Below are 26,743 nucleotides of genomic sequence, written 5' to 3' on the forward strand. Positions count from 1 at the left end.
AAGCCTTGAAAATAGGGGAAAGTTAAGAGAGTTAATAGATAAATTCAAGTTTGATGGAGAAAAAATCATTCATGCCCTATGTTATATAGTTTTTGTATGTTTTCAGGAAGACTCCTTTATATAGTTCGTTTTGCCTTCCTGATAATGTTCTTACACATAGGCGTGTAAGGAATGTTATTCCTTGATTTTTTTCATACGCCAAATCCATGAAGTCGATGAAGATAATCTTGATGTCAGGAGTGCCATTCAGTTCAATGATTCTATCGATATATTTTGCTCTCGTGATTGTTTTTATATAGGCACCCACTTTCAAAAACACAAATTTTTTTATTTTTTGAAAGTGGAAACTATGTAAAGGCAACCCGAAGGCTGCCCGGACATCAAAGCCTATAGAAACGCTCAGAGGCTGTTTTACAGTGGGAAAAAGAAAAAATATCAAAAAATTGATGATTAATGGTGAGCTTGTGATAGAATGAAAAAAGAGAAAAGCAGAAAGGATGTAGTTGTGGAGAATATTTGTTATGATTAGAAAGTTGCTGAACGGAGATATCGATAGAGTTGCTGACATATGGTTAAAGACAAATCTGAAAACGCATTATTTTATTTCCAATCAATACTGGAAAAGTAATTATGAATTAGTGAAAGAAATGATGTCACAATCCGAAGTCTATGTGTTTGAAGTGGATAAGATGATACAAGGATTTGTAGGACTAAATAATGAATATATTGAAGGTATTTTTGTTTCTGAAGAAATGCAGTCATGTGGCATAGGTAAGCTTTTATTGAATTATATTAAGGATAAAAAAGATAGATTACAATTAAATGTATACCAGAAGAATGCCAGAGCAATTTCTTTTTACCAAAGAGAAGGGTTCATTATTCAATGTAAAGGTTTGGATGAAGCTACTGGTGAAAAAGAATACACTATGCTATGGAAACAAAAATAGAAATCAAAATTTGACGGAGTGACAATATATGAAGTATTTATATTTGCATGGACTCGGGCAAAAACCAGACAGTTGGAATAGAGTAATAAAAGAAACGAAAGTATCGAAAAGCAGTTGCAGTTTGAGTTTATCAGAGCTGTTAGAAAGGAAATCTGCTACATATAAGGAATTATATTCAGCATTCTCATCAGAATGCGACAAGGAGAACGAAGAAATTGTCTTATGTGGGCTTTCTCTAGGAGCTGTTCTGGCACTTAATTATGCGATAGACCACCCAGATAAAGTAAAGGCACTCGTATTAATTGCAGCACAATATAAAATGCCCCGAAAATTATTGAAAGTTCAGAATATATTGTTTCATCTTATGCCGAATTCGGCATTCAATAAAATGGGCTTCAAAAAAGCAGATGTTATTAAACTATGTGGTACGATGGCTGAATTAGATTTCAGTGACTCACTGCATAAGGTGTCTTGTCCGGTATTAATCGTTTGTGGAGAGAAGGACAATGCAAACAAAAAAACTTCAAAAGAACTTTGCCATTATCTGAACAATTCCTACTTCCATGAACTTATGAAAACAGGTCATGAAGCAAACATAGAAGCCCCGGAAGAGTTGTCGATTGTGTTGCAAAGATTTTATGATAGTATCAGTTAACTTCCTGTTTGTAAGGATTGCACCATTTGCATTATATGTAAATAATCTGGAAGAAGCAAGAAATTTTTTTGTGAAATATTTTGATGCAAAATCAAACGATGGATATCATAATTTTCAGACGGATTTCCGCTCTTATTTTCTTTCATTTGATGATGATACACGCATAGAGATTATGAATAAACCAGAAATGTCGGATTGTCCCAAAGAGCTTACTCGTACCGGATATGCGCACATTGCTTTTAGCGTAGGCAGCAAAGAAAAGGTTGATGCTTTGACTGCAGAGTTAAGGGCGGATGGTTATAAAGTTGTCAGCGGTCCAAGAAAGACTGGAGATGGTTATTATGAAAGTTGTATTGTTGCATTCGAAGATAACCAAATTGAAATTACAGTCTGAAAAATAGGAGGCACAAATCGGAAATGGACGAGGTTTGGAGAGATAATCAAAAAGCAGGCAATGCAGGAAGAGAGGAAAAACCTTGATTCCTGCATTTTTTATACGCACTAAACCAGGAGTAGAGTGCAAAAATATCGAAATTCATATAGAATAAAGGTATCAAAATATCAGGGAGGAGAAGAAGTCCGGCAAACGGACGAGGAGGGGTATGGATAAAGAAAAAACAGGCGAATATATCAGAAACCTTCGGAAAAAGAAAGGCTGGACACAAATGCAGCTTGCAGAACAGCTTCATATTTCAGACAAAGCAGTTTCGAAATGGGAGCGCGGAATCTCATTTCCGGATATTGAATTAATGGAGGAGCTGGCACAGGTATTTCAGGTGGATGTTGCTGATATTATCCGGGGAGAAGAGGCTGGCAGGGCAGAGCATACGGTAAATGAGCTGGTAAAAGATACTATAGATATTGCAAAGAGGGAGAAAAAAAGACAGATACGAAAGTACCGGTGGGTGTTGTGTATTCTGTTTGTGCTATTTGGAGTTTTAATCGGATACAGTGTAGAGAACATTCAGAAAAATTATATTTTAGAATATCATTTATGCATGAATGCAGTGGTTGAATCGAAGGGTGAGGTGATTTATGTAAGAGAGACAGATGCAAATGGAAAAAATTCCGGAAAGGTATATCGTCTGGCACAGGATGATGCAATCCCGGTAACATTACCGGATGGAAGTGACGGAAGTTTTAAAGATATTAAAGAAGGACAACATATTCAAATCTGGTATTTGGGACACCGGGTATTATGGAAAAATGCATGGATACCGGGCGTAGAGAAAGTAGAGATTACAAAGGAGGTTAAAAAAGATGTATAGAATAAAAAAAAGTAATTTGTTGTGTGATAGTATTGGCAATATTGGGGAGTATGCCAGTAAATGCAAAAGAAGTATTACAGAATGAAAATGAGGCATGGAGTCCTTTGCAGAGCTTGCAGAGAACACCATGGAGAAAGCCAACTCCCAGGCAGAGTCCTTGGAGCAGATTGGCCAGGGAATTGAACAGCTGTCCGGCGTAGTACAGGGCAATGCTGCATCCTCCGAAGAGAATACTGCGATCAGTATTAATCTGGCAGAGGGAGCAGCCAAGATGCAGGATGCTTGCAAAGCATCTTGCGGATATATGCGAAGGAAGAGAAAATGTACATAATCTTCATTACAGGTGGCTTGATAAAGACGGTATGCCGGTCTGGATTAACTGCCGTGGTATCGTGATCGTTGATCAGCAGGGAAAGGCAGAGTATCTGGTTGGGTGTCTGAATGAGACCGGCAACAGGAGAAGAGCCGATAATGTCACAGGACTGCTTGGCGGGCCGGAATTCCTTGCTTACCTGCGTGCACAAAAGGAACCCATTTCCAAGGGTTTTTTTATGCATATAGGAATTGATGATTTCGGAGCAATCAATAGTTCCAGAGGAGCGGATTATGGTATCTATATTTTAAAAAGTGTTGCCGACTGCATGGAGAGCTGTCTTTCTGATAATCAAAGGCTTTACCATCTGGTTGCGGATCAGTATGTGATCGTGGATCTGGAAGCTTCTTCCTCCGAAGACGCTGTGGTACTGAAAGAAAAGATCACAGATAAACTTTATAATTTCATAGTAGCCGGAAATTATGAAGCTATATTTTCTATTTCTATTGGTGTTATAGATGCAGCAACATTTTGTGAGGGAACCGAAGAATGCCGCAAAAAGTTTGAATTTGCCTTGAAACAGGCAAAAAGCATGGGTAAAAATGGATTCTATATTTTTGACCAGGATGACTATGAGGTCTTTTTACGAAAAGGAAGAATCATAGCAACACTTCGTAATGCTATTGTGAACCATTATGATGGCTTTGAAGTATACTACCAGCCGATCGAGGACTGTCAGTCCGAACAGATCATTGGAGCAGAGGCACTGATGCGTTTTTCCATGATAACGGAAGAAGGGCGGGAGTTTGTTTCACCAATGGAGTTTATCCCATTATTGGAAGAGACCGGATTGCTTATGTGTTGAAATGACAGAAAGCGGATTTATGGATATGACACCTTCGTTCTGTAAATTTCGTAAAACTCTGGACAAGAACGGGATTCCCTTTGTGATCGATGATTTTGGAACAGGATATTCGAATCTTCATTGTATCCGTGATATGAATCCAAGTTACGTGAAAATGGATAGGGATTTTACTGCCAAGGCGATGAACAGTGCGAGGGATTATGAATTATATAAAAATATCATCCCAATGGTACATAGTATTAACGTCAGGATATGCGCAGAAGGCATCGAGGAAAAAGAATGGCTCCTAAAAATGAAAGAAATGAAGGTTGATTATCTGCAGGGATATTATTTTGGAAGACCATGTGGAAAGAAACAGTTTCTGCAGCAATATGTCAGTGGCATCAATGTTAAATAAAGAGAGTAAGGCAGACTCAGATATGTGGGGCTGCCTTATTTTATGGCCTTATCAGAAGGATGAGTTCCTAACGGCTTGTCTGAGTCTCTCCAGGTCATCTGCATCAGGGTGAGACAATGCACAGTCAAAATTCTGGATCAATACATCAAGATTTGCCGGATGATCGGGAGCATCCTTCATTTTCAAGTAGCGTTCCCGGACAGACTGTGGCATTCTGCCCTGACACATATACTCTCCGACGATAACATTACTTGCATCAACGAACTGCTTAACCTGATTCAGGATTTTCCGGAAATAGATATCACTGCCACCAAAGCCAGCAGTTCCAAACAGAAAAATCTGTTTATTCTTTAGCTGTGATAATAGCTGTAATGTCTTGGTATCGGCATTCCCCTTGTCTGTCCAAAATCCGATATAGAGCAGTTCGGAAGAAGGAATCACTGTGTCGGACACACCGAAATACTCACATTCATCCTGAGGTAATGCCTCGTGGATCGCATCAGCCAGCACCTTGGTATTACCTGTTAAGCTGCTATAAACGATGGAATATTTTTTATTTTTCATATCATGTTGTCTCCTTTCATAGGATCATGAAATTATCATATCGCATTCCTATTTTAGTTCGGAAAGCATGATTTGTCGAATGAATTTTCCATAAACATTTTACAGAGCGAAAGGGATAGTTGCTTTTCCTGCCGCTTGTGATAAACTTGTTCATAAGTGAGGGAAAAATCATGGACAGAACTCCGATAAGGGAATAAAAGCCGGGCTGTCCCGGTATCATTTAATGAGGTAGAAAAGTTGACAGAAGAGAAATATACAATCCGAAAGTATAAAAGAATTTTATTTTATGTGGTGATATGTGTGCTGCTTGCGGCATTCCTTTTGGGACAATATATTTACCCAAGTGAAAGGGAAACGGTCACGGAGGAAAGCATTACTTATACCGGAACCTTTTACCGGGTGCTGGCAGACGGAACCAAAGAGGAAATCCCGGTTCCGGGCAAATGTGATGTGCCTGCCGGAGAGCCTCTGGTCATCCGGTCAGTGCTCCCACAGGATTATCATGAAAATACGATCGCCATCAGGTCCTCTCTGGAGAATGTGCGCATTTACATCGGTGGGGAACTGAGGGCGTTGTATGATACGGAGAATACCAGACCTTTTGGGAAAAATTCTGCCAGTGGGTATGTGTTCTGCGAGACATCCGGCGAGGATGCGGGGCAGGAAGTGCGGATTGAACTGCAGTCCTTTACCGACAAGTATTCCGGTGTCGTCAACACGGTATATTGTGGGGACAAATCAGATATCTGGGCATATATACTCCACTGCTATTTTATGGTAACTCTGATCGCCTGCACCATGCTGTTTGCCGGACTGGTCGTGCTGATCATCAGTCTGGTGCTTGATATTATATATAAGACGAGATTTGATCTGGAGTACCTGGGATGGTGCATGATTCTGGGAGCAGTGTGGATGCTGGGAGAATCGAAGCTGCGCCAGCTGTTCGTTTCCAATGCTTCTATTCTGTCGAATATGTGCTTCTTAGTTGTGATGCTCTGCCCGGTTCCGCTCATGTTCTATATTGACAGTGTGCAGCAGGGAAGGTACCGGAAGGCCTATCATGTGGCAGAGTGTATCACCTGTGTGAACTTTGTACTATGCACGTCCTTACAGCTACTGAATATCGCAGATTTTATCTCGACAATGTTCTTGTCCCACCTAGTGATTGCAGGAACGTTCCTGACAATATTTATCACCATTTGCCGGGATCTCATCAAGGGAACGGCGAAACATTACAAGCTTCCGCTGATCGGACTGGTAGTTGCCATGATTGCAGTCATGCTGGAGGTGACAGAGGTGTATCGAGTGGTGTCAATGTCAGGAATTTTTATCGCAACCGGACTGGTGGTCCTGCTGGTCGTTACGCTGATCCAGACAATGGACCGCATCCGCGAGCTGGAGCTGGCCAGGCAGAGAGAGGCCAGGGAAAGCCTGGATTATCTGACGGGTCTTCCTATGCGTCATAAGGGTGAAAAGCTGATCCTTGAGAAAATGCAGGAGCATGATGGCTGTCTGGGATTTGTCGATATGGATAATCTTAAGAAGATCAACGATGTCTATGGACATAAGGCGGGGGATTGTGCTCTCAGGCTGGTAGGAGCAATGCTCACAGAGTGCATGGAGAACGCAGTGGTCTGCCGGCTGGGAGGAGATGAATTCCTGTTCTATCTGCCGGAGGCATCAGAAGAAGAGATGAACATGCGGATGAGAAAGCTGTTTGAAAGCTTTGGTGCGGCAAAAAATCTCACGGCAGAGACTTCACCGGCATCCCTGTCCTGCGGTCTGTGCATGTGCAGACAGGGAGGAAACTTTGAAGAATATTATATAAGAGCGGACAAGACATTGTATTATGTCAAACAGAATGGTAAGAACAGTTACCGGTTTTATGAGGAGCTTGAGGAACAGCAGACGGATGCATAGGCCAGAAAAAATGACCTGGAGGTAATCGCCGGAGCATCATCCTTGCGTGAAGCCATCAAACGATTCTGGACCTTCCGTGTTCCATGGGGATGGACATACATGTGGTGAACATGGATGTGGAAACCATAGCTGTCATTAAGAAGAATAAAAAATACAACACGAAAGGATGTGTCAAGGTATTGCAAGAATTATCGTGATACATTCTTTTGTATTTGGATTGATTATTTTTCTTTCCCTGCTTGTCGGAAGTAATGGATGGAATGTATAATATTGTTAATGATCCAGAGATATTTATTTTGGAAACAGCTTAATCAATTTGGAGGTATAAAATATGTTAGAAGTAGGAAAAAAAGCACCGGACTTTGAATTGCCGGATCAGAATGGAGAAATGCATAAATTAAGTGATTATGCAGGAAAAAAAGTAATCCTATATTTTTATCCAAAAGATAATACACCAGGATGTACGAAGCAGGCATGTGGCTTTTCTGAGCGTTATCCACAGTTTACTGAGAAGGGAGCTGTTATTCTCGGAGTAAGCAAGGACTCTGTAGCGTCTCACAAGAGATTTGAAGAAAAATACGGACTGGCATTTACGCTATTAGCAGATCCGGAGCGTAAAGTTATTGAAGCATATGATGTCTGGAAAGAAAAGAAAAATTATGGAAAAGTATCTATGGGTGTAGTAAGAACTACATATCTTATTGATGAGCAGGGAATCATTATAAAGGCAAATGATAAAGTCAAGGCGGCAGATGATCCTGAAAATATGCTTAAGGAATTGGCATAATGAAGATTATTTTATCACCTGCAAAAAAGATGATTGTAGATACCGATAACTTAGCACCGGTTGAACTGCCTGTCTATATTGATAAGACAGCAGAAGTATTAAACTGGATGAAAAGCAAATCAAAAGAAGAACTGAAAGCTATCTGGAAATGTAATGACAAGATTGCAGAGCAGAACTTTAACAGATTGGAAAATATGGATCTTTATAACAGGCTTACTCCGGCTGTTTTAGCATATGAAGGGATTGCATTTCAATATATGGCACCATCTGTGTTTGAAAACCAGCAGTTTGAGTATTTGCAAAATCATTTAAGAATCTTGTCTGCGTTTTATGGCATTTTAAAACCAATGGATGGTGTGACTCCTTATCGTCTTGAAATGCAGGCAAAGGTTGGAATTGGAGATGCAAAAAATCTGTATGAGTACTGGGGAGAATTGTTATACCGCTTAGTAATCGATGACAGTAGGATTATCATTAATCTTGCATCAAAAGAATACTCAAAATGTATAGAAAAGTATCTGACACCACAGGACAGATATATTACGATTGTATTTTGTGAGTTATCCGGAGATAAATTGGTAACAAAAGGTACCTATGCCAAGATGGCTCGTGGTGAAATGGTCAGATTCATAGCGGAAAATAATATTGAAAATCCGGTGGAGATTCAGAAATTTGACAGACTCGGATATTCGTTTAGGTCTGATTTATCTTCAGATTCAGAATATGTATTTGAACGCAAAATAAAATAGTTATTCAGGTAAAAGATGCTCAGTTTGGCATCTTTTGTAATAATGAGAATTATTACTATTTTCTTATTGACAACAGGATGATAGTGATATATAATCCTTATTAAGAACTAATCCTAATAAGGAGGACAAATGACAAGTAGGAGAAATACCATTCAAAAAGATCTTGTAAGAAATACCGTATACGAAATGAGAAGACACGTTACGGCAAATGAAGTGTATGAATTTATAAAAGAAGCATATCCAACAATTGGAAAAGGAACTGTATATAGAAATCTTGATATATTGGTAGAGGAAGGTGCATTAAGAAAGGTTGAAGTTCCGGATGGACCGAACCGGTTTGATTTTACATTGAAAAATCATTACCATGTAAGATGTATAAAGTGCGGTGAAATTTTTGATGTGGATATGGATCAAATACCGGATTTGCTGGAAAGAATTCATAACACTCATGGAATTGAATTTGTGGATTATGATATTTCATTTAAAGGCATTTGCCCGAAATGCAGGGAGAAAAAGTAGTAAAGAAAATGGAGGTAAAATAGATGGCAGCAAACAAATATGCAGGAACACAGACAGAGAAGAATTTGCAGGAGGCATTTGCAGGGGAATCACAGGCAAGAAATAAGTATACCTATTTTGCTTCTGTAGCGAAAAAGGAAGGTTACGAGCAGATGTCAGCATTGTTTTTAAAGACTGCAGATAATGAGAAAGAACATGCAAAGATGTGGTTCAAGGAATTAGCAGGAATTGGTGATACAAAGGAAAACCTGGCGGCAGCGGCAGAAGGCGAAAATTATGAGTGGACAGATATGTATGAAGGCTTTGCTAAAACAGCTGAGGAAGAAGGATTCCCTGAGCTTGCAGCAAAATTCAGGGCAGTAGGTGAGATTGAGAAGCACCATGAGGAAAGATATCGTGCACTTCTTAAGAATATTGAAACTGCACAGGTATTTGAAAAGAGCGAAGTTAAGGTATGGGAATGCCGTAACTGCGGACATATTGTGGTAGGAACTAAGGCGCCTGAAGTATGTCCGGTATGTAATCATCCACAGAGCTATTTTGAAGTACATGAAGAGAATTATTAAGGAGATGAGATTATTACGAAGAAGAAAGTGATTAATTCAAAAAAAGCAGTAATGATAGGCTGTGGCTTTGTTGGTTCTGCATCGGTATTTGCTCTGATGCAGAGTGGCTTGTTTACAGAGATTGTCCTTATCGATGCAGATAAGAACAAGGCAGAAGGAGAAGCAATGGATATCAGTCATGGCATTCCATTTGCGAGTCCGATGAAAATATATGCCGGAGATTATGATGATGTGGCTGATGCTGCAATTGTTGTCATATCTGCCGGAGCGGGACAGAAACCGGGAGAGACAAGGCTTGATCTCGTAAATAAAAATGTAGCAATATTTAAGTCAATCATTCCTGAAATAGCAAAGAGAAATTTTGCAGGTATCATGCTTGTAGTTGCGAATCCGGTAGATATCCTGACTCAGGTAGCCATAAAGTTATCAGGACTTCCAGAAAACAGGGTTATTGGATCGGGTACTGTGTTAGATAGTGCCAGATTAAGATATAAGCTTGGTGAGCATTTATCTGTGGACAGCAGGAGTGTTCATGCATTTATAGTAGGTGAGCATGGAGACAGCGAAGTTGTAGCATGGTCATCAGCCAATGTATCTGGTGTTCCATTAAGTGAAATGTGTGAAATGCGTGGACATTACAAGCACAAGGAAAACACGGCAGAAATAGCTACAGCAGTCAAGAACAGTGCTTATGAGATTATAAACAAAAAGCACGCTACATATTATGGAATTGCAATGTCTGTAAAAAGAATCTGCGAAGTGATTATGAGAGATGAAAAATCAATACTTCCTGTATCACACATGATGCATGGAGTATATGATATTGACGGAGTATCGTTAAGTATGCCAGCTATTGTAGGTGCAGATGGTATTGAGTCTGATATACCTATTAATTTAAGTGGCGAGGAAGCGTTAAAGCTTAAGGAATCTGCAGATTCATTGAAAAAGATTATGGAGACAATTGAATTATAAATTTTACACATGGAAGGAGAAAAAGGCATGGAAGTAAGGTATTATATTTGTAAGCATTGTGGAAACATTGTTGAAAAGGTAAAGGATAAGGGTGTACCTGTAATTTGTTGCGGAGAACCTATGCAGGAATTAAAAGCCGGAGTGACAGATGCTGCTGTCGAGAAGCATGTACCTGTATATACGATAGAAGGCAGTCATGTTCATGTCGTGGTCGGAGAGACAAAACATCCAATGCTTGAAGAGCATTTTATTGAGTGGATTACATTAAATACAAACCAGGGAATATACAGAAAACAGTTAAATCCAGGGCAGGAGCCGGTAGCAGATTTTTGTCTTTGCGATGGTGAACAGGTAGAAGAAGTATATGCATATTGTAACCTGCATGGATTATGGAAATGCTAGAAGCATAAATGTATTATGATAGGATTATACCAATGAAAGAAGAACTAAGTATAGATATCATCGGACTTGCAGGAGCCTGTTCTTATGCTTTGGACTGTATAGAAGCAGAGTTGGTGAATATCAAAAACAAACATGGAAAAAGAGTGGCTTATATAAGTATATGCATGGCTGAATATTGGAAAATTCAAGGTGATGAATTACAAGATTTAGCCATGTGTGCTTTACTGCATGATAATGCTTTGACACAATATATTTCGGAAGAACTGAAAAAGGATTCCGTTATTAATTGTAAAAAAGATTTATCCGAGAAAAAGACAAATCTTCATTGTATTTATGGTGAAAAAAATATTACTAAAATTCCATTTAAAACAGATGTGTCAAATGTGATTTTGTATCATCATGAACATGCCGATGGAACTGGTCCTTTTCAAAAAAAGTGGAATGAAATTCCATTGTTTGCAAGGATTATTCATCTTGCAGATACCATTGATATTATAGGAAATAACACGGGATCTGGAAATAACAGTTGGAATTTTATATGTCAGTACCTTTTAAAAAATAGGGATGGATTATTCGATTCAGAATGTGTGAATGCCTTTTTTCATGCATTCACACATTCTGAATCTTTTATATGTTTAAGTGATAATTCTTTTGAAATGAAGCTATGGGAGATTATCCCAAGACAAAAACAGGTTTTTGATTGGAAAACGTGTAAAAATGTCGCAGATTTTTTTGCAAAGATTGTAGATTATAAATCTTCTTTTACAAGCAGACATTCTATAGGAGTGGCTGAAAAAGCAGCTTTTTTTGCTCAATATATCGGATATGATTCTATTAATGTGCAAAAAATTTATCTGGCTGGTGCACTGCATGATATTGGGAAGATGGCAGTAGGCAATGAAATTTTGGAAAAACCGGATAAGCTTACGGATGATGAATTTTCAAAAATGAAGAATCATGCTGGCTATACATACCTTATATTATCAGAGGTTAATGATTTTGAAGAAATACGAGACTGGGCAGCTTTCCATCATGAAAAATTAAATGGAAAAGGGTATCCTTTTGGAAAAACCGCAGCTGAATTAAATGAGCCGGAACGTATTATGGCATGTATTGATATTTATCAGGCATTAACCGAGGACAGACCATATAAGAAAGGTTTATCGCACGAAAAAACGTGTGAGATGCTCGATGACATGGCGAAGAAAGGTTTTGTTGATTCTGATATTTCCAGGAAAATTAGGAAATGTTTTGGTGGAATCTATTAATTATAAGAAGATATTTACACAGAAAGTTCAACATCAGGAATTTATACATAAACTTGATGAATTTATGGAACATCACAATGATGAGGTAGAAGATCAAGATGAACAGATTATGGGAATTTTAAAATATCTCACAGAGTGGTTAGTTAATCACATTCTGTATGTCGATGGTCAAATTCCAAAAGGCTGATATAGTAAGAAAGGTTGTTATTTTTTAGAGAGTAGCAGCCTTTTTTATTTTGAATATAAAATATGACACATACACTTGACAATATGCATACGTAGAAGAAACGCATCAAGTGCTTGCTAAGCGAAACTTTGTGCTGGCAGTAAGAGGAGGTATCTTTGGTGATAAACCAACTGCTTACTATGACTTTGGAGAGTAGAAAGCGACAAGATAGCTGTTTATTGGATGAAATAGGACATTTCTTCCCAAAAACAGTATGTTTATGGTATACTAGCTATTAGTAATGCGATTTCAACCGACATTACATATTATGGTGAGAAATTAATACAAAGGACTATTCTTTCACAGCTTATGATGCAGGTGCAGGGCAGTGATGCCCAGGTAAATGGTGAAGGTACCTATACGGACAGCAGAGACCATGGTAAACAGTTTTCAGTGGGCAGATTAGGTAACTTTGACAAGAGCGAGGAAACGAAAATGACGGAAAGTAAGATACTTCTGGTATTAGATAAAAAAGATTATGAGGATGGCATGCCAGTATTTGAAAGAAAGTGCGTCCGGGCAATCATAGAAAAGAATGGAAAAATTGCAGTCCAGCGCGGAAGGGCAGGGGACTGCAAAATATTAGGCGGCGGCATGGATGGTGAGGAAGATTTTGAAACGGCACTTTCCAGAGAAGTATTAGAAGAGGGCGGCTTGATATTATGCCCGGGAAGTATGCAGCTGTTGGGCGAGATAGAAGAAAAACGCCGTGATTTATTTGAAACAGATAAAATATATCACTGTCACACCTATTTCTTTGCCTGTGCAGTTAAGGAGAGAACAACAGAACCGCATATGACAGAAAGCGAGAAGGCAAAAGGCTATCATCTGGAATGGATGACACCGGAAGAGATTGTAAAAGCAAATGAGCCATTTTCGAAGGAACCGTGGATATATCGCGATACTGCATTTATTAAAATGTTGATGGAGGGAAATTTATGAACACAGGATATGAGGGAATCCTGCAATTTCGGGGAAAGTGGAGAGATTATCAGGAAAGAGTACTCTTACATGCACAGCAGTATTTGAAGGATGGAAAGATACATATTGTGGCAGCGCCGGGTTCCGGCAAGACTACACTTGGAATAGAACTGATTCGGAGGCTGGGAGCACCCTGCCTTATTTTTTCACCTAGCATTACCATCCGCCAGCAATGGCTGATGCGTATAAAGGAGGGCTTCTTAACCGAAGAGGCAGATCCACAGGAAATATTATCCAATAATTTGAAACAGATGAAACAGATGACTGCAACGACTTATCAGGCATTGTACAGTGCCATGAAGCGGGAGCAGGGCACACTGGAAGAGGACAGCGGGGAAGCGGCAGAGGAAGATGCAGCAGCCAGTGAAGCGGTGGATGGAGTAGATGCGGCAGACAGTAAAGTGGCAGCCGGCGGAGTGACAGAAGAAGCAGATGGAGAGAAGGAAACGGAGCAGGTTGACTACCGGGATTTCGATATTTTTAAGGCAGTAAAGGAAGCCGGTATTACAACAATTTGTCTGGATGAGGCACATCACCTTCGTAGTGAGTGGTGGAAGGCACTGGAGACTTTCTTAGACAAGCTGCCGGATGTGAAAATCATTGCATTGACAGCAACACCGCCATATGACAGCACACCGGCACAGTGGAAGCGTTATATCGATATGTGCGGACCGATTGATGAAGAAATCTTTACGCCGGAACTGGTAAAAGAAGGAAGCCTCTGTCCGCATCAGGACTACGTTTATTTTAACTGGCCGACAAGAGAAGAGGAAGCATATGTCAGGGAACATCAGAAGCGGATGCAGATGCAGGTGCAGAAAATGATGGCAGATGAGACATTGCGAAGAATCGTATCTTCCCATCAGGGGCTTATGCATCCGGAAGAATACAGTGAGCGGTTCTTAGATAAACCGGAGTATTTTACAGCACTGCTGGTATACTGCCAGGCAAAAGGGATTCCATTTTCCGGTTATTTAAGGAAGCTCATCGGAACAAAGGGAAAGCTGCCGGGAATGGATGCACACTGGATGGAAGTGTTACTGCAGGGTGTTCTTTATGAGGACAGAGAGTCCTATACCATGATGGAAGCAGAGCGGGAAAGCCTGCTGCAGGAATTAAAAGAGGCAGGAGCCATCTACCGGAACAAGGTTGCACTGCGGGATAATGAAGCCATAAAAAAGGTACTTATGAAAAGCCAGGGAAAGATGGAGAGCATCCATACCATTGTGCAGGCTGAGTATGAGGCACTGGGAAATGATTTACGCCTTCTGGTTCTCTGCGATTATATTAAGAAAGACAAATTGCCGGAGATTGGAAGTAAAGATACACTGGTAACAGAGCTTGGTGCAGTGCCGATTTTTGAATATTTAAGGCGACAGAACATGACTGGAATCCGGCTGGGTGTACTGAGCGGAACAGTGATAATCGTTCCAATGGCAGTGGAAGCAAAACTGCCGGAATTGCTGGCACAGTATGGCTGCAGCGGAACGTTAAATCCACTGGGAGATACCGGATACGGACAGCTTATGATAAAAGGAAAGAGTACCCACACCGTAGCTGTTGTGACGGAGTTATTCCGCCAGGGAGAGATTCATACACTGATTGGAACCAAGTCATTGCTGGGAGAAGGCTGGGATGCACCGTGCATCAATTCCCTGATACTGGCAACTTATGTAGGGTCTTTTATGCTGAGTAACCAGATGCGTGGAAGAGCAATCCGTACCGACAGAGAGCAGCCGGATAAGACCGGAAACATCTGGCATCTTGCCTGCATTTTTCCAAAAGAGCGGGGACAGCAGAGTAATACCGATGCAGAGGGCGATTATGAAATGTTGGAACGCCGGTTTGAATCATTTTTAGGAGTATCCTGCAGGGAAGATGTAATCGAAAGCGGAATCGGTCGGCTGGACATTCCAAAGATAACATCAAAATATGAGGTAGATAAAGCAAACCGCATGATGCTTGAGCGTGCAAAGGACAGAAATGCATTGAGGCAGCGATGGAACCAGTCCTTGCAGGAAGTGCGAAATCAGATGGAAATAGAACAGATAGATGAAATTGCAGCAAAAGAAATAGAAACCGGATATATCTTTATTAATGCGGTCTGTATAGAAATCATACAGGTAATACTTGCAATGCTCTTAATGAGTGGAAGAATGATGGCACAGAAGCTTGGTAATCATCCGGCTTTCCTGTTACTTGGAATTGCGCTGTTAGCCGCATTTGCCGGAATTGTCTATCAGGGGATACGTCTGTTTAAATTCAGCACCCCGGCAAGACGGATGAAACAGCTTAGCGAAGCAATGCTAGATGCATTGAGGGAATGCGGGGAATTAGAGGATGGTGCCCATTGCAGGACAGAAGTAGAATCCTTTAACGGACTTGTGGTAGGTACCTGGCTTAAAGGTGGAACCACCAGAGATAAGACAACCTATTCTGCCTGCATGGAAGAATTGTGGGGTGTTATTGATAATCCAAGATATCTTCTTATCCGGGAAAAAATCTTTGGCACATCAAGAGAGTGTTACAGTGTCCCGGAAATATTCGGAAGACAAAAGGAACGTGCCCTGATTTTTGAAAAACATATGAAAAGGGCTCTTGGACCATACCATGTGGTATATACAAGAACCCCGGAAGGACGAAAACTATTATTAAAAGAGAGGACACGCTCCTTTGTAAATCAAAACCAGAGCCTTTTGCAGGGAAAGAAAATTGCAAAAGGATATTAAGAATAATAAGAATTTTCAATTTTTGGATATTTTTTATTTACTCCAAAGAAAAAGAGGAGCAGTCCTGCAACCAGTAGTCCTGCACCAACAAAGAACCACAGGAAGAAGAACGGAACGGTATCTGCTTTATACATAAACCAGTCAGGAGAGAAGGTTCCCCAGAGGTTAAAGAGGATATGGAAAAGCATGGAAGGATAAATGCTGCGGCTTTTCTCGCAGATAAATCCAAGAACAATTCCTACCACAAAAGCATAAACACCCTGAATCATATTCATATGGAACACACCAAAGAGCAGTGCCTGCAAGAGGTTAGCAACCCAGAAAGGCATTGCTCTTTTGGCATATTTCAAAGTCAGTCCACGGAAAATCAGTTCTTCACAGACAGGTCCAATCAGAACGGAATAGAGAACCAGAATCAGGGAAGGCTCATCCAGTCCCACCGATTCTACCAGGTTACTGTAATATTCCAGCCAGTGCGGGTTAATGGCTGCAGTAAAAGATACAATGTAATTGGTAATATACTGTAATCCTACTGCAGTAATAAGAATGCCGAAGATAACCGGAATATTAAATGGTTTCCGTACATTTTCCGGTTCTGTCTGCCGGAACTTTTTATAATACCAGTAGGCAAATACCACAAGGGCAACAGTACCGTAGGCTGCACTGACACCGGCATTAAAATTGGCGGTGGAAATAATATTTAAAAATGCATCCATACAGTCATCGATAGAAGTTGCCCCTTTGGTATAAAAACCACCCAGCAGGGCAAGCCCTACTGCCGGAATGGAGATAAGCTGCTGCAGGCCAAATGCCAGCAGAGCCGGAAGAAAACAGAACATAATTCTGCCAAATCGCTTCATGAAAAAACCTCCTCAAGTATCATCACTTTTCTTGGCACATTATAACAATTATGAAGCGAATATGCAAACTACTGAGGTACCGCCTGTTTAAAAATACATGGAAAAATGTATTTTTAAATGCAGACAAATACTCTCCGGGTACTTGTGAAATAGGCGGAATCATGCTATACTAGGCGTTATGTTGATATATTTTATGATGCTGTATGAAATATAAATTCACATAATTATAATCAGAGGAGGAATAAATATGAAGAACATGAAGAAATTTGCAGCACTTTTATTAACTGCAGCAATGACAGTAGCAATGGTAGGATGTGGCTCATCTGTAGCTGCAAACACAGTAAATTCCAAGGATGACCTTCCGGGAAAGAAAATCGGTGTTCAGCTTGGAACAACCGGAGATGCCGATGCAACAGCATACGAGGACGAAGGAAGCACCGTAGAGCGTTACAACAAAGGTTCTGATGCAATCCAGGCATTAAAGACCGGTAAGATCGACTGTGTAATCATCGACAAGCAGCCTGCAGAGGCATTTGTTGAGAAGAATGATGACTTGAAAATCTTAGATGATACCTTTGATGCAGAGGAATATGCAATCTGTATCGCAAAAGATAACACAGATTTAACAGACGAATTCAACAAAGCAATCGAAGAGTTAAAAGCCGACGGAACAATCGATACTATCATCAGCAACTATATTGGTGATGAAACAGGAGAGCATCCATATGAGACTCCGGAGGGAACAGAATATCCAAACGGAAAACTTACCATGGCAACCAATGCACAGTTTGAGCCATACGAATATTATGATGGTGACAACGTAGTTGGTATCGATGCAGACATCGCAAAAGCAATCTGTGACAAGCTTGGCTATGATTTAGAGATTGAAGATATGGAATTTGATGCAATCATCGCAGCAGTATCTTCCGGTAAAGCAGATTTTGGTGCAGCAGGAATGACTGTAACAGAAGACCGTCTTAAGAACATTGACTTTACAGATACTTATGCAACAGCAAGCCAGGTTATTGTAGTAAGAAATAAATAATCGGTATAGGAGGAAAGACCTTGAGCGATTTTTTAAGCAGCTTTCAACAGGATTTTATAGAGAAAGACAGATATCTTTATCTGTTACGTGGCCTTGGCAATACACTGCTTATTGCAGTGCTTGCAGTACTTCTGGGTATTGTGGTTGGATTTTTAGTCGCAATTATCCGTTCCACCCATGATAAACATGGTGGATTAAATGTTTTGAATTTTATATGTAAAGTGTATCTTACCATATGGCGTGGAACCCCTACGATGGTACAGCTTTTGATTATGTACTATATTATTCTGGTTGCACTCGATAATAAGATTGCAGTGGCTGTAATCGCTTTTGGTTTGAATTCGGCTGCCTATGTGGCAGAGATTGTACGTTCCGGAATCATGTCTGTAGACGAAGGACAGTTTGAAGCTGGACGAAGCCTCGGACTGAATTATTCGCAGACCATGCGTCTGATTATTCTGCCACAGGCATTTAAGAATGTACTTCCGGCACTGGCAAATGAGTTTATTACCTTACTGAAAGAGACTTCCATCAGTGGATATATTGCAATCCCGGATCTGACAAAGGGTGGCGATATCATCCGTAGCCAGACCTATGACCCGTTCTTACCATTGTTCGGTGTTGCAATTATCTACCTGATAATCGTTATGATTTTAACGGCTGGTGTACATAAACTGGAAACGAGGTTGAGAACAAATGAGCGATAAGAAGGTATTGATTGAAGTAAAGGATTTGTGTAAATCCTTTGGAAATGTAAATGTATTAAATGGTATCTCCACAGAAATCGCCCAGGGAGAGGTGGTTGCCATCATCGGACCATCCGGTTGTGGTAAATCCACATTCTTACGTTCCTTAAATCTTTTAGAGGAGCCGACTTCCGGTGTGATTACTTTTGAAGGAACAGATATCACGGATAAATCCGTAGACATCAACAAGATGCGTCAGAAGATTGGAATGGTATTCCAGCAGTTCAATCTGTTCCCGAATTATACCGTAAAAGGAAATATCATGCTGGCACCGGTTCAGACCGGACTTATGAATAAGGAAGAGGCCTCTAAGCGTGCGGACGAGCTTTTGATGAGAGTTGGTCTTTCCGATAAAGCAGATACTTATCCGGCAATGCTTTCCGGTGGACAGAAACAGCGTATTGCAATTGCAAGAGCACTGGCAATGAATCCGGATGTCATGTTATTTGACGAGCCGACTTCCGCACTGGATCCGGAAATGGTAGGAGAAGTTCTTGAAATTATGAAAGAACTGGCACAGGACGGAATGACCATGGTAGTGGTAACGCACGAAATGGGATTTGCAAGAGAAGTGGCAAGCCGTGTCATGTTTATCAATGAAGGACAGATTCAGGAAGAGAATACACCGGCAGAATTCTTTGCCAATCCACAGAATCCGCGTCTTTGCGACTTCCTTTCCAAAGTATTGTAGGAAAAGAACAGATAAAATGGTAAAAATAGTTGATAAAAAGTTTTCATAAGCTATTGCAATCAGAAAAAAAATAGTCTATGATAAAACCGTTATATGACTGACGGATAAGTGGAAAAACCACATGAAGTATAACGAAAACGAGCCGACCGTCTGGGCGATGAACCTGGAGGACTGGCTCGTTTTTTTTTGTATGTTATTTTGAACACCAAAAGATATTGACAAAAAAATAACGGTCAGTATATACTAACTACAGTTAAACAAGACTAATTCAAACCAATGAATAAAAAGTCTGTTGACAGTAAATTTAGTAACCATTCAGTGTTCATACTGAATACATTTTTTTAGGAGGATATCGTAATGATTGAAATGAAAGAGTGGGATGGATTCGAAGGACGTCTCTGGAAAGAAGAAATCAATGTTCGTCAGTTCATTCAGGACAACTACACTCCATATGATGGAGATGAGAGCTTTTTAGCTGAGCCGACAGATGCAACCAACAAGCTATGGGATGCACTTCAGAAATTACAGAAAGAAGAGCGTGCCAAGGGCGGCGTTCTTGATATGGAGACAGAGGTTGTAACCGGAATTACAGCTTATGGTCCGGGATATATCGATGAAAGCTTAAAAGATTTAGAGCAGGTAGTTGGTCTTCAGACTGACAAACCATTAAAGAGAGCTTTCATGCCATATGGTGGAATCAAGATGGCTGTTCAGGCATGTGAGACCTACGGTTATGAAGTAAATGATAAATTAAAAGAAATTTTCACCAAGTATCATAAGACACACAATACAGCAGTATTTGATGCTTATACACCGGAAATGATGAAGGTTCGTCATGCTAAGATTTTAACAGGTCTTCCGGATACCTACGGTCGTGGACGTATTGTAGGTGATTACCGCCGTGTAGCATTATACGGACTGGATTACTTAATCGCTGAGAAGAAGAAGGACAAAGCCAACTGCGGATGCGGACAGATGACAGATGATGTCATCCGTTTAAGAGAAGAAATTGCAGAGCAGATTAAATGTCTGGAAGACATGAAGAAACTGGCTGAGATTTACGGATATGATATTTCAAGACCTGCAACCAATGCAAAAGAGGCTGTTCAGTGGTTATACTTCGGATACCTTGCAGCAATCAAGACACAGAACGGTGCAGCGATGTCAGTAGGACGTGTTTCTACTTTCCTTGATATTTATATTAAGAGAGATATGGATAAGGGAATTCTTACTGAGCAGCAGGCTCAGGAGCTGATTGACCATTTCACAATGAAACTTCGTATGGTTAAATTCGCACGTATTCCTTCTTATAACCAGTTATTCTCCGGTGACCCTGTATGGGCAACCCTTGATGTAGCAGGAACAGGTGTAGACGGACGTTCCATGGTAACCAGGACAGACTTCCGTTTCCTTCATACTTTAGAGAATATGGGACCGGCACCGGAACCAAATCTTACTGTATTCTATTCATCCAGACTGCCACAGACCTTCCGTGATTATGCAGCACGTATCTCGATTGAAACAAGCTCAATCCAGTATGAAAACGATGATGCAATGAAACCGGTATGGGGCGATGATTATGCAATCTGCTGCTGTGTATCTGCTACACAGACAGGTAAAGAGATGCAGTTCTTCGGCGCTCGTGCAAACCTTGCAAAATGTCTGCTTTACGCAATCAACGGTGGTGTTGATGAAAAATCAGGCGAGCAGGTAGGACCAAACTACGCACCAATTACAGCTGAATATCTTGACTATGATGAAGTAATGGCAAAATATGACAAGATGATGGACTGGTTAGTAGACATCTATGTAAATACACTGAACCTGATTCAGTATATGCATGATAAATATTACTATGAAGCAGCAGAGCTTTCTCTGATGGATACCGACTTAAAGAGAACTTTTGCAACCGGTATTGCAGGATTTTCACATGTTATCGATTCTCTTTCTGCAATCAAATATGCAAAAGTAAAAGTCGTACGTGATGAGAACGGACTTGCAAAAGACTTCGAAATCGAAGGAGACTTCCCGAAGTACGGAAATGATGATGACCGTGCAGATGAAATCGGAGTATGGCTGCTTAAGACTTTCATGGATAAATTAAAGAAACATCATACTTATCGTGATTCTGAGCCTACAACTTCTATCCTTACCATTACTTCTAACGTAGTATATGGTAAAGCAACCGGAGCTATGCCGGATGGACGTAAAGCCGGCGAACCACTTTCACCGGGAGCTAACCCATCTTACGGTGCAGAGCAGAACGGACTTTTAGCTTCCCTGAACTCTCTGACCAAGCTTCCATATGAGTGGGCATTAGATGGTATTTCCAATACACAGACCATCAATCCTGGCGCACTTGGAAACAACGAGCAGGAAAGAATCGATAATCTTGTAAATGTAATGGACGGATACTTTGACCAGGGTGCTCATCATCTGAATGTCAATGTATTTGGCAAAGAAAAGCTTATTGATGCAATGGAGCATCCGGAGAAAGAAGAGTATGCAAACTTCACAATCCGTGTATCCGGCTATGCAGTTAAGTTCATCGACCTGACAAAAGAGCAGCAGCTTGATGTTATTGCCCGTACCTGTCATGAGCGTATGTAATTTAAGACAGTAACCGAACTGCGGGGAGCATGCGATTTTTCCACAATTCAGGTAAAGCAGAATGTGCAGGCTTAATGAAAAAAGCCTGCACATTTTTATAGGTTGTTAAGCATCCGTAAGTATTTTGGTGTATAGGAGGCAATATGAGTGAAATAAAAGGACACATCCATTCTGTAGAAAGCTTTGGTTCGGCAGACGGACCGGGTGTAAGATATATTGTATTTTTGAAAGGCTGTAACATGAGATGTCAGTACTGCCATAACCCGGATACCTGGGCAAAAGATGGCGGAGAGCTGATGACACCGGAAGAAGTGTTAAAAAAGGCACTTCGCTACAAAACTTATTGGAAAGAAAAGGGCGGAATCACCGTAAGCGGTGGAGAGGCTCTTTTACAGATAGATTTCGTAACAGAACTGTTCCGGCTGGCAAAAGAAAAAGGGGTAAATACCTGTCTCGATACCTCTGGCAATCCATTTTCCTTGGAAGAACCATTTAAAAGTAAATTTGATGAGTTGATGAAATATACAGACCTCTTTATGTTAGACATTAAGCATATGGATGATGCAGCACACCGGAAACTCACCGGACAGACGAATCAGAATATTTTGGAAATGGCAGCTTATTTATCAGACCATGGCAAAGCAATGTGGATCCGCCATGTGTTGGTGCCGGGTATTACAACAGAAGAGGATGAGCTTCACCGCTTAAGAAGTTTTCTTGATACCCTTAAGACAGTAGAGCGGGTGGAAGTGCTGCCATATCATACCTTAGGCGTCTTTAAATGGAAGGAACTTGGAATTCCATACCAGTTAGAAGGCGTAGACCCGCCTACAAAGGAGCAGATAGACCGGGCAAAAGAGATTCTTGGGGCACTGTAAAATAGATAAGCAGCATTACAGGAAAATAAAAAAGTAATGCTGCTTTTTAGATTCTGACGATAATGCGGGTAAGGTATTCACTTCGTTTATCCGTCATGGTAGCGTTAATCAATTCTTCTTCATAGAATCTGCCATCGGATGAAGTAATCTGGTGCTGCTTCATGTAGCTGCGCAGCCTGTCATAAGCGAGTGAAATATCATCCCAGTCTCCCAGGTGATAGGCAGCGAGACATTTAGAAGCCGGAAGAATCCGGTAAGGCATTTTCTTGGGAGGGGTCTGCATGGCAAGGCATACCTCGTGATAAAGATTGTGGGCACCCCGGGCAAGGTCACGCTCCATCTGGATATAAAGCACTGTAAAACCGGTAGTTTCCTTGCTTTCATAATAGGAGTTCAGAAGCTCACTGACTTTTACGGAGATGGTCTTATCATCGGAAGAACTGACAGGGTGTGCTGCAATATAAAATCCTGGCAGAGAGACTTCTTCAATGATATCCGGATTTGTAGTCAGGCTGGTTTTAATTCGTTTCTGCTGTCTTTGAATCCACTTCTGCTTTTCTTTTAATGCACGAATCTGCTGTTCGATGACAGCGTTTTCTTTCGTAAGAAGTGTGGCATAATTTTCCGGGCTTCGGTGTTCCATGTATTCTTTAATTTCCGACAGAGGCATGCCAAGTTCCCGCAGCGTGATAATGGCATCTAACACATCCATCTGGCGGACGGTGTAGTAGCGGTAGTCATTGTCCCCTCTTGCTTCGGGTGAAAAAATGCCAAGCTGGTCGTAGTGAAACAGTGTATTCTTTGTAGTGCCCATCATCCGGGCAACTTCTCCGGTGGTCAGATATTCATTTCTACTCATTAAAAAAATCTCCTTGACTATATGGTTACCATATAGTTTATGATAGCAAATAGTGATTCATAAGACAAGGAGGTTATCATGTCGAATTCATTAAATCAGAACTTTAAAACATTATCCTTATTGAAATTTGCATTGCCATCTATGATTATGATGGTATTTATGTCATTGTATACAATCATAGATGGAATCTTTGTGTCAAGACTGGTAGGAGAAAGCGCTCTTTCTGCAGTCAATATTGTATGGCCGGTTATTTGTATTCTCATTGCAATCGGCGTTATGTTAGCAACCGGTGGAAGTGCAGTGGTAGCAAGAAAAATGGGTGAGGGAGATGAAAAGGGAGCATGTGAGAACTTTACTTTTCTTGCAGTGGTAGGAGTTGCTGTAAGTCTGGTGCTGCTGGTTATTGTATTACTTTTTCATAAACCGATTGTATATGCATTAGGAGCAGACGACTCTTTATTCGAAAATGGGAAAACATATCTTATTGATATGATGTATTTTGGACCGTGCTGTATTTTGCAGAGTTTATTTCAGTGCTTCTTTGTGACTGCAGGAAAACCTGCATATGGACTCGGACTGATTACTGCCGGAGGTGTAGCCAATGCAATCTTAGATTATGTCTTTATGGGGCCAATGCAGCTTGGCATTGCCGGAGCAGCTATTGCAACAGGCATCGGACAGATGATTCCTGCGGTAGTGGGAGTCATCTATTTCCTGGTGAAAAGAAAAGGACTTCATTTTACCCGCTTCCATTGGGATGGAAAAGCATTGTGGCAGTCCTGCACCAACGGTTCTTCCGAGATGGTAACGAACCTTTCCAATGCAGTAATTACATACCTTTTTAATATTATTCTGATGCGTATGGTTGGAGCAGACGGGGTAGCTGCAATTACCATTATTTTATACGGACAGTTTTTATTCAATGCGCTGTATCTTGGATTTTCCATGGGTGTGGCACCGGTTATCAGCTTCCAGTACGGAGCAAAGAACAGTGAAAAATTAAGTAACGTTTACCATATCAGTAACCGGTTTGTAAAAATATCCTCTGGCTTTATGGCGGTGGCATCGATTCTTCTGGCGAAGCCGATTACATCAGTATTTGTCTCAGAAAGCAGTCATACCTTTGCAATGACAGTTACGGGATTTGCATTGTTTGGCATCAACTATCTTTTCAGCGGCTATAACGTATTTACCTCTTCGCTGTTCACGGCACTTTCTGATGGAAAAACATCTGCACTGGTATCCTTCAGCAGAACCTTTGTCTGTATTCTGGCCTCTTTACTGATTCTGCCGCAAATTATCGGATTAAAGGGAGTCTGGCTGGCAGTTCCGGTGGCAGAATTTGTGACATCAGGACTTTCTTTTTACTGTCAGAGAAGAAATTTATCGAAATACGGAATTTAAGAAACTTTTTTTTCATCTGGAACGTCTAATCTATAAAGAGTATAATGAATGGTAAAGAATGAATGGATAATACCATTTTAAGATAGTAAAGAGAGGATACGAAAGATGGTTTTTAGCAGCATAGCATTTATCATGTATTTTATGCCGGTATTTTTTCTGGTTTATTATATCCTGCCGGCTTCTTATAAGAATGCCTGGCTTTTCCTTGCCAGCCTTGGTTTTTATTACTATGGTGTCAGGGGAAATCCGGGTTATCTTTTACTTATGATTATGTCTGTGGTGGTCAATTTCGTGGCTGGAAAATTGATTGCGGCACAGAAGACGAAGCGGGCGAGGAAAGCCTGGCTTGTGGTTGGAATCGTCTATGATTTAGGATGGCTCATTCTGTTTAAATATCTGGGCTTTCTTATAGAGAATCTGAATGCCCTTTTTGGTGCAATGCACGTTAAGGTACAACTGGAAACATGGAATCTGATTCTGCCAATTGGAATCAGCTTTTATACGTTCCAGATTATTTCCTATCTGGTGGACGTGTACCGGAGGGAAACAAAAGCGGAAAAATCGTTGATTTCTCTGGGAACGTATCTATGCATGTTCCCGCAGTTAATTGCAGGACCGATTGTCAATTACCATCTGATTCAGGAGCAGCTTCATAAGAGAAAACATTCCATGGTAAAGGTGGAATCCGGACTTAAGGTATTTGCACTGGGACTTGCTTATAAAGTATTGCTGGCAAACCGGGTGGGACATCTTTGGACAGAGGTGACAGCAATCGGTTATGAGAGCATTTCCACACCGCTGGCATGGATGAGCATTGTGGCATACAGCCTGCAGTTATATTTTGACTTCTATGGGTATTCCCTGATGGCAATCGGACTGGGGCGGATGATGGGCTTTGACTTTCCACAGAACTTTAACAATCCGTATATGGCAGTGTCCATGACGGATTTCTGGCGCCGCTGGCATATGACACTGGGTGGCTGGTTCCGGGAATATGTATACATTCCGCTGGGCGGCAACCGCGGTGGTTTTGCAAAGACCGTCCGCAATATGTTTGTGGTATGGCTTCTGACAGGGCTCTGGCATGGCGCAAGCTGGAACTTTGTACTGTGGGGACTTTTGCTTTTTGTCTTATTATTCGTGGAAAAAGCCGGACTTGGAAAAGTGCTGGAGCGGCATAAGGCGCTTGGCCATATTTATATGATACTCTGGATACCACTTTCCTGGCTGGTCTTTGTGATTACGGATTTAAGCCAGCTTGGCATTTATTTACAGAAATTATTCCCATTCTTTGGCAGTACCGGAACGGTATTGTTTCAGGGAGATTATCTGAAATATGGTAAGACCTATGGCATTTATCTGGTGCTTGGTATCCTGTTTGCAACAGGTGTTCAGGAGAAGCTCCTTAAGAAGAATAAGAACCGCCTCTGGGTGATTTTACTGCTGCTGGCATTATTCTGGGCGAGCGTATATTGTATGTATCTTGGAATGGATGATCCATTCTTATACTTCAGATTCTAGT

At 40.9% G+C, this 26,743-nt stretch carries 27 protein-coding genes, 2 pseudogenes and 1 riboswitch; of the genes and pseudogenes, 25 read left to right on the forward strand and 4 right to left on the reverse strand.

Translation table 11 applies throughout. The features are described from left to right. Positions 1-153: 153 nt before the first annotated feature. Positions 154-331 (reverse strand): annotated as a pseudogene (locus DWV68_RS07475) (ATPase); the annotation flags it as partial. Between the two features lie 190 nt (positions 332-521). Here DWV68_RS07475 and DWV68_RS07480 point away from each other — a divergent pair. The 7 genes from DWV68_RS07480 to DWV68_RS14710 all read left to right on the forward strand — a co-directional run bounded on the left by DWV68_RS07480 (position 522) and on the right by DWV68_RS14710 (position 4,445). Continuing rightward, positions 522-947: a GNAT family N-acetyltransferase gene (locus DWV68_RS07480; protein ID WP_118057281.1), complete on the forward strand. Its 426-nt coding sequence runs from the start codon at positions 522-524 to the stop codon at positions 945-947. 28 nt (positions 948-975) lie between these two features. Then, positions 976-1,602 (forward strand): alpha/beta fold hydrolase, encoded by a 627-nt coding sequence (locus DWV68_RS07485; RefSeq protein WP_118057282.1) that lies wholly within the window; start codon positions 976-978, stop codon positions 1,600-1,602. Beyond that, positions 1,586-1,996: a VOC family protein gene (locus tag DWV68_RS07490; RefSeq protein WP_118665391.1), complete on the forward strand. Its 411-nt coding sequence runs from the start codon at positions 1,586-1,588 to the stop codon at positions 1,994-1,996. Before DWV68_RS07485 ends, DWV68_RS07490 begins: the two co-directional genes overlap by 17 nt. A gap of 208 nt (positions 1,997-2,204) precedes the next feature. Further along, positions 2,205-2,870: a helix-turn-helix domain-containing protein gene (locus DWV68_RS07495; protein ID WP_118665393.1), complete on the forward strand. Its 666-nt coding sequence runs from the start codon at positions 2,205-2,207 to the stop codon at positions 2,868-2,870. Between the two features lie 94 nt (positions 2,871-2,964). Next, positions 2,965-3,201, forward strand: coding sequence for a hypothetical protein (locus tag DWV68_RS07500; RefSeq protein ID WP_242988766.1), 237 nt, complete (start codon positions 2,965-2,967; stop codon positions 3,199-3,201). Further along, a complete protein-coding gene (locus DWV68_RS07505) occupies positions 3,149-4,048 on the forward strand; it encodes an EAL domain-containing protein (RefSeq protein ID WP_242988767.1) in 900 nt (299 codons plus the stop codon). The genes DWV68_RS07500 and DWV68_RS07505 overlap by 53 nt, the downstream gene beginning before the upstream one ends. A 19-nt stretch (positions 4,049-4,067) precedes the next feature. Further along, complete coding sequence (locus DWV68_RS14710; protein WP_242988768.1) at positions 4,068-4,445, forward strand: EAL domain-containing protein; 378 nt, start codon at positions 4,068-4,070, stop codon at positions 4,443-4,445. Positions 4,446-4,496: 51 nt separating this feature from the next. Here DWV68_RS14710 and bilS read toward each other — a convergent pair whose 3' ends face one another. After that, positions 4,497-5,009 carry a flavodoxin family protein BilS gene (bilS, locus tag DWV68_RS07510; RefSeq protein ID WP_117841715.1) on the reverse strand — a complete coding sequence of 171 codons (513 nt, stop codon included), beginning with the start codon at positions 5,007-5,009 and terminating at the stop codon, positions 4,497-4,499. Between the two features lie 237 nt (positions 5,010-5,246). On the opposite strand from bilS, the gene DWV68_RS07515 reads away from it, so the two are divergent. The 11 genes and pseudogenes from DWV68_RS07515 (at position 5,247) to DWV68_RS07570 (ending at position 16,128) form a co-directional block, all read left to right on the forward strand. After that, positions 5,247-6,929, forward strand: a complete 1,683-nt coding sequence (locus tag DWV68_RS07515) for a GGDEF domain-containing protein (RefSeq protein WP_242988769.1) — start codon at positions 5,247-5,249, stop codon at positions 6,927-6,929. A 331-nt stretch (positions 6,930-7,260) separates the two neighbouring features. Beyond that, positions 7,261-7,716 (forward strand): thioredoxin-dependent thiol peroxidase, encoded by a 456-nt coding sequence (gene bcp / locus DWV68_RS07525; protein ID WP_005604299.1) that lies wholly within the window; start codon positions 7,261-7,263, stop codon positions 7,714-7,716. After that, positions 7,716-8,465, forward strand: a complete 750-nt coding sequence (gene yaaA, locus DWV68_RS07530; protein ID WP_118057285.1) for a peroxide stress protein YaaA — start codon at positions 7,716-7,718, stop codon at positions 8,463-8,465. The genes bcp and yaaA overlap by 1 nt, the downstream gene beginning before the upstream one ends. A gap of 129 nt (positions 8,466-8,594) precedes the next feature. Next, on the forward strand, positions 8,595-8,984 hold the full coding sequence (locus tag DWV68_RS07535; RefSeq protein ID WP_118057286.1) for a Fur family transcriptional regulator: 390 nt from the start codon (positions 8,595-8,597) through the stop codon (positions 8,982-8,984). A gap of 23 nt (positions 8,985-9,007) precedes the next feature. Beyond that, entirely contained in the window at positions 9,008-9,550 is a 543-nt protein-coding gene (gene rbr, locus DWV68_RS07540; protein ID WP_117947600.1) for a rubrerythrin, read from the forward strand. A 27-nt stretch (positions 9,551-9,577) separates the two neighbouring features. Further along, positions 9,578-10,522, forward strand: a complete 945-nt coding sequence (locus DWV68_RS07545) for an L-lactate dehydrogenase (protein ID WP_117841718.1) — start codon at positions 9,578-9,580, stop codon at positions 10,520-10,522. Between the two features lie 27 nt (positions 10,523-10,549). After that, complete coding sequence (locus DWV68_RS07550; RefSeq protein WP_023920586.1) at positions 10,550-10,924, forward strand: desulfoferrodoxin family protein; 375 nt, start codon at positions 10,550-10,552, stop codon at positions 10,922-10,924. 8 nt (positions 10,925-10,932) lie between these two features. Continuing rightward, a complete protein-coding gene (locus DWV68_RS07555) occupies positions 10,933-12,192 on the forward strand; it encodes an HD domain-containing phosphohydrolase (protein WP_197420830.1) in 1,260 nt (419 codons plus the stop codon). Continuing rightward, positions 12,179-12,379 (forward strand): annotated as a pseudogene (locus DWV68_RS07560) (bacteriohemerythrin); the annotation flags it as partial. The gene DWV68_RS07555 and the pseudogene DWV68_RS07560, both read left to right, overlap by 14 nt. Positions 12,380-12,727: 348 nt before the next feature. Beyond that, complete coding sequence (locus tag DWV68_RS07565; protein WP_242997852.1) at positions 12,728-13,360, forward strand: NUDIX domain-containing protein; 633 nt, start codon at positions 12,728-12,730, stop codon at positions 13,358-13,360. Next, on the forward strand, positions 13,357-16,128 hold the full coding sequence (locus tag DWV68_RS07570; protein WP_118057289.1) for a DEAD/DEAH box helicase family protein: 2,772 nt from the start codon (positions 13,357-13,359) through the stop codon (positions 16,126-16,128). Before DWV68_RS07565 ends, DWV68_RS07570 begins: the two co-directional genes overlap by 4 nt. Here DWV68_RS07570 and DWV68_RS07575 read toward each other — a convergent pair. Further along, positions 16,125-16,988, reverse strand: a complete 864-nt coding sequence (locus DWV68_RS07575) for a type II CAAX endopeptidase family protein (protein WP_117947554.1) — start codon at positions 16,986-16,988, stop codon at positions 16,125-16,127. The two genes, DWV68_RS07570 and DWV68_RS07575, sit on opposite strands and share 4 nt — an antisense overlap. 247 nt (positions 16,989-17,235) lie before the next feature. Here DWV68_RS07575 and DWV68_RS07580 point away from each other — a divergent pair, with 247 nt between their 5' ends. The 5 genes from DWV68_RS07580 (at position 17,236) to pflA (ending at position 22,958) form a co-directional block, all read left to right on the forward strand. Beyond that, on the forward strand, positions 17,236-18,033 hold the full coding sequence (locus DWV68_RS07580; protein WP_117841721.1) for a transporter substrate-binding domain-containing protein: 798 nt from the start codon (positions 17,236-17,238) through the stop codon (positions 18,031-18,033). Between the two features lie 20 nt (positions 18,034-18,053). Continuing rightward, a complete protein-coding gene (locus tag DWV68_RS07585) occupies positions 18,054-18,740 on the forward strand; it encodes an amino acid ABC transporter permease (protein WP_022242707.1) in 687 nt (228 codons plus the stop codon). Beyond that, complete coding sequence (locus DWV68_RS07590; protein ID WP_022242706.1) at positions 18,730-19,470, forward strand: amino acid ABC transporter ATP-binding protein; 741 nt, start codon at positions 18,730-18,732, stop codon at positions 19,468-19,470. The genes DWV68_RS07585 and DWV68_RS07590 overlap by 11 nt, the downstream gene beginning before the upstream one ends. Positions 19,471-19,553: 83 nt before the next feature. Further along, positions 19,554-19,633: riboswitch (ZMP/ZTP riboswitch) on the forward strand. Positions 19,634-19,827: 194 nt separating this feature from the next. After that, a complete protein-coding gene (pflB, locus tag DWV68_RS07595; protein WP_117697969.1) occupies positions 19,828-22,080 on the forward strand; it encodes a formate C-acetyltransferase in 2,253 nt (750 codons plus the stop codon). Between the two features lie 143 nt (positions 22,081-22,223). Continuing rightward, the gene (gene pflA / locus DWV68_RS07600; RefSeq protein WP_117841722.1) at positions 22,224-22,958 is read left to right on the forward strand and encodes a pyruvate formate-lyase-activating protein; all 735 of its coding nucleotides are present in this window, start codon (positions 22,224-22,226) and stop codon (positions 22,956-22,958) included. Between the two features lie 46 nt (positions 22,959-23,004). On the opposite strand, the gene DWV68_RS07605 is transcribed toward pflA, so the two are convergent. Further along, positions 23,005-23,817: a MerR family transcriptional regulator gene (locus tag DWV68_RS07605; RefSeq protein WP_117697971.1), complete on the reverse strand. Its 813-nt coding sequence runs from the start codon at positions 23,815-23,817 to the stop codon at positions 23,005-23,007. A gap of 78 nt (positions 23,818-23,895) precedes the next feature. On the opposite strand from DWV68_RS07605, the gene DWV68_RS07610 reads away from it, so the two are divergent. Together DWV68_RS07610 and DWV68_RS07615 are read left to right on the forward strand one after the other, a co-directional pair. Then, entirely contained in the window at positions 23,896-25,221 is a 1,326-nt protein-coding gene (locus tag DWV68_RS07610) for an MATE family efflux transporter (RefSeq protein WP_022242703.1), read from the forward strand. Between the two features lie 105 nt (positions 25,222-25,326). Beyond that, a complete protein-coding gene (locus DWV68_RS07615) occupies positions 25,327-26,742 on the forward strand; it encodes an MBOAT family O-acyltransferase (protein WP_117697972.1) in 1,416 nt (471 codons plus the stop codon). The last annotated feature ends 1 nt before the right edge of the window (position 26,743 follow it).

The sequence above is a fragment of the Roseburia sp. AF12-17LB genome (assembly GCF_003479605.1).
Lineage (GTDB): Bacteria > Bacillota > Clostridia > Lachnospirales > Lachnospiraceae > Roseburia_C > Roseburia_C amylophila.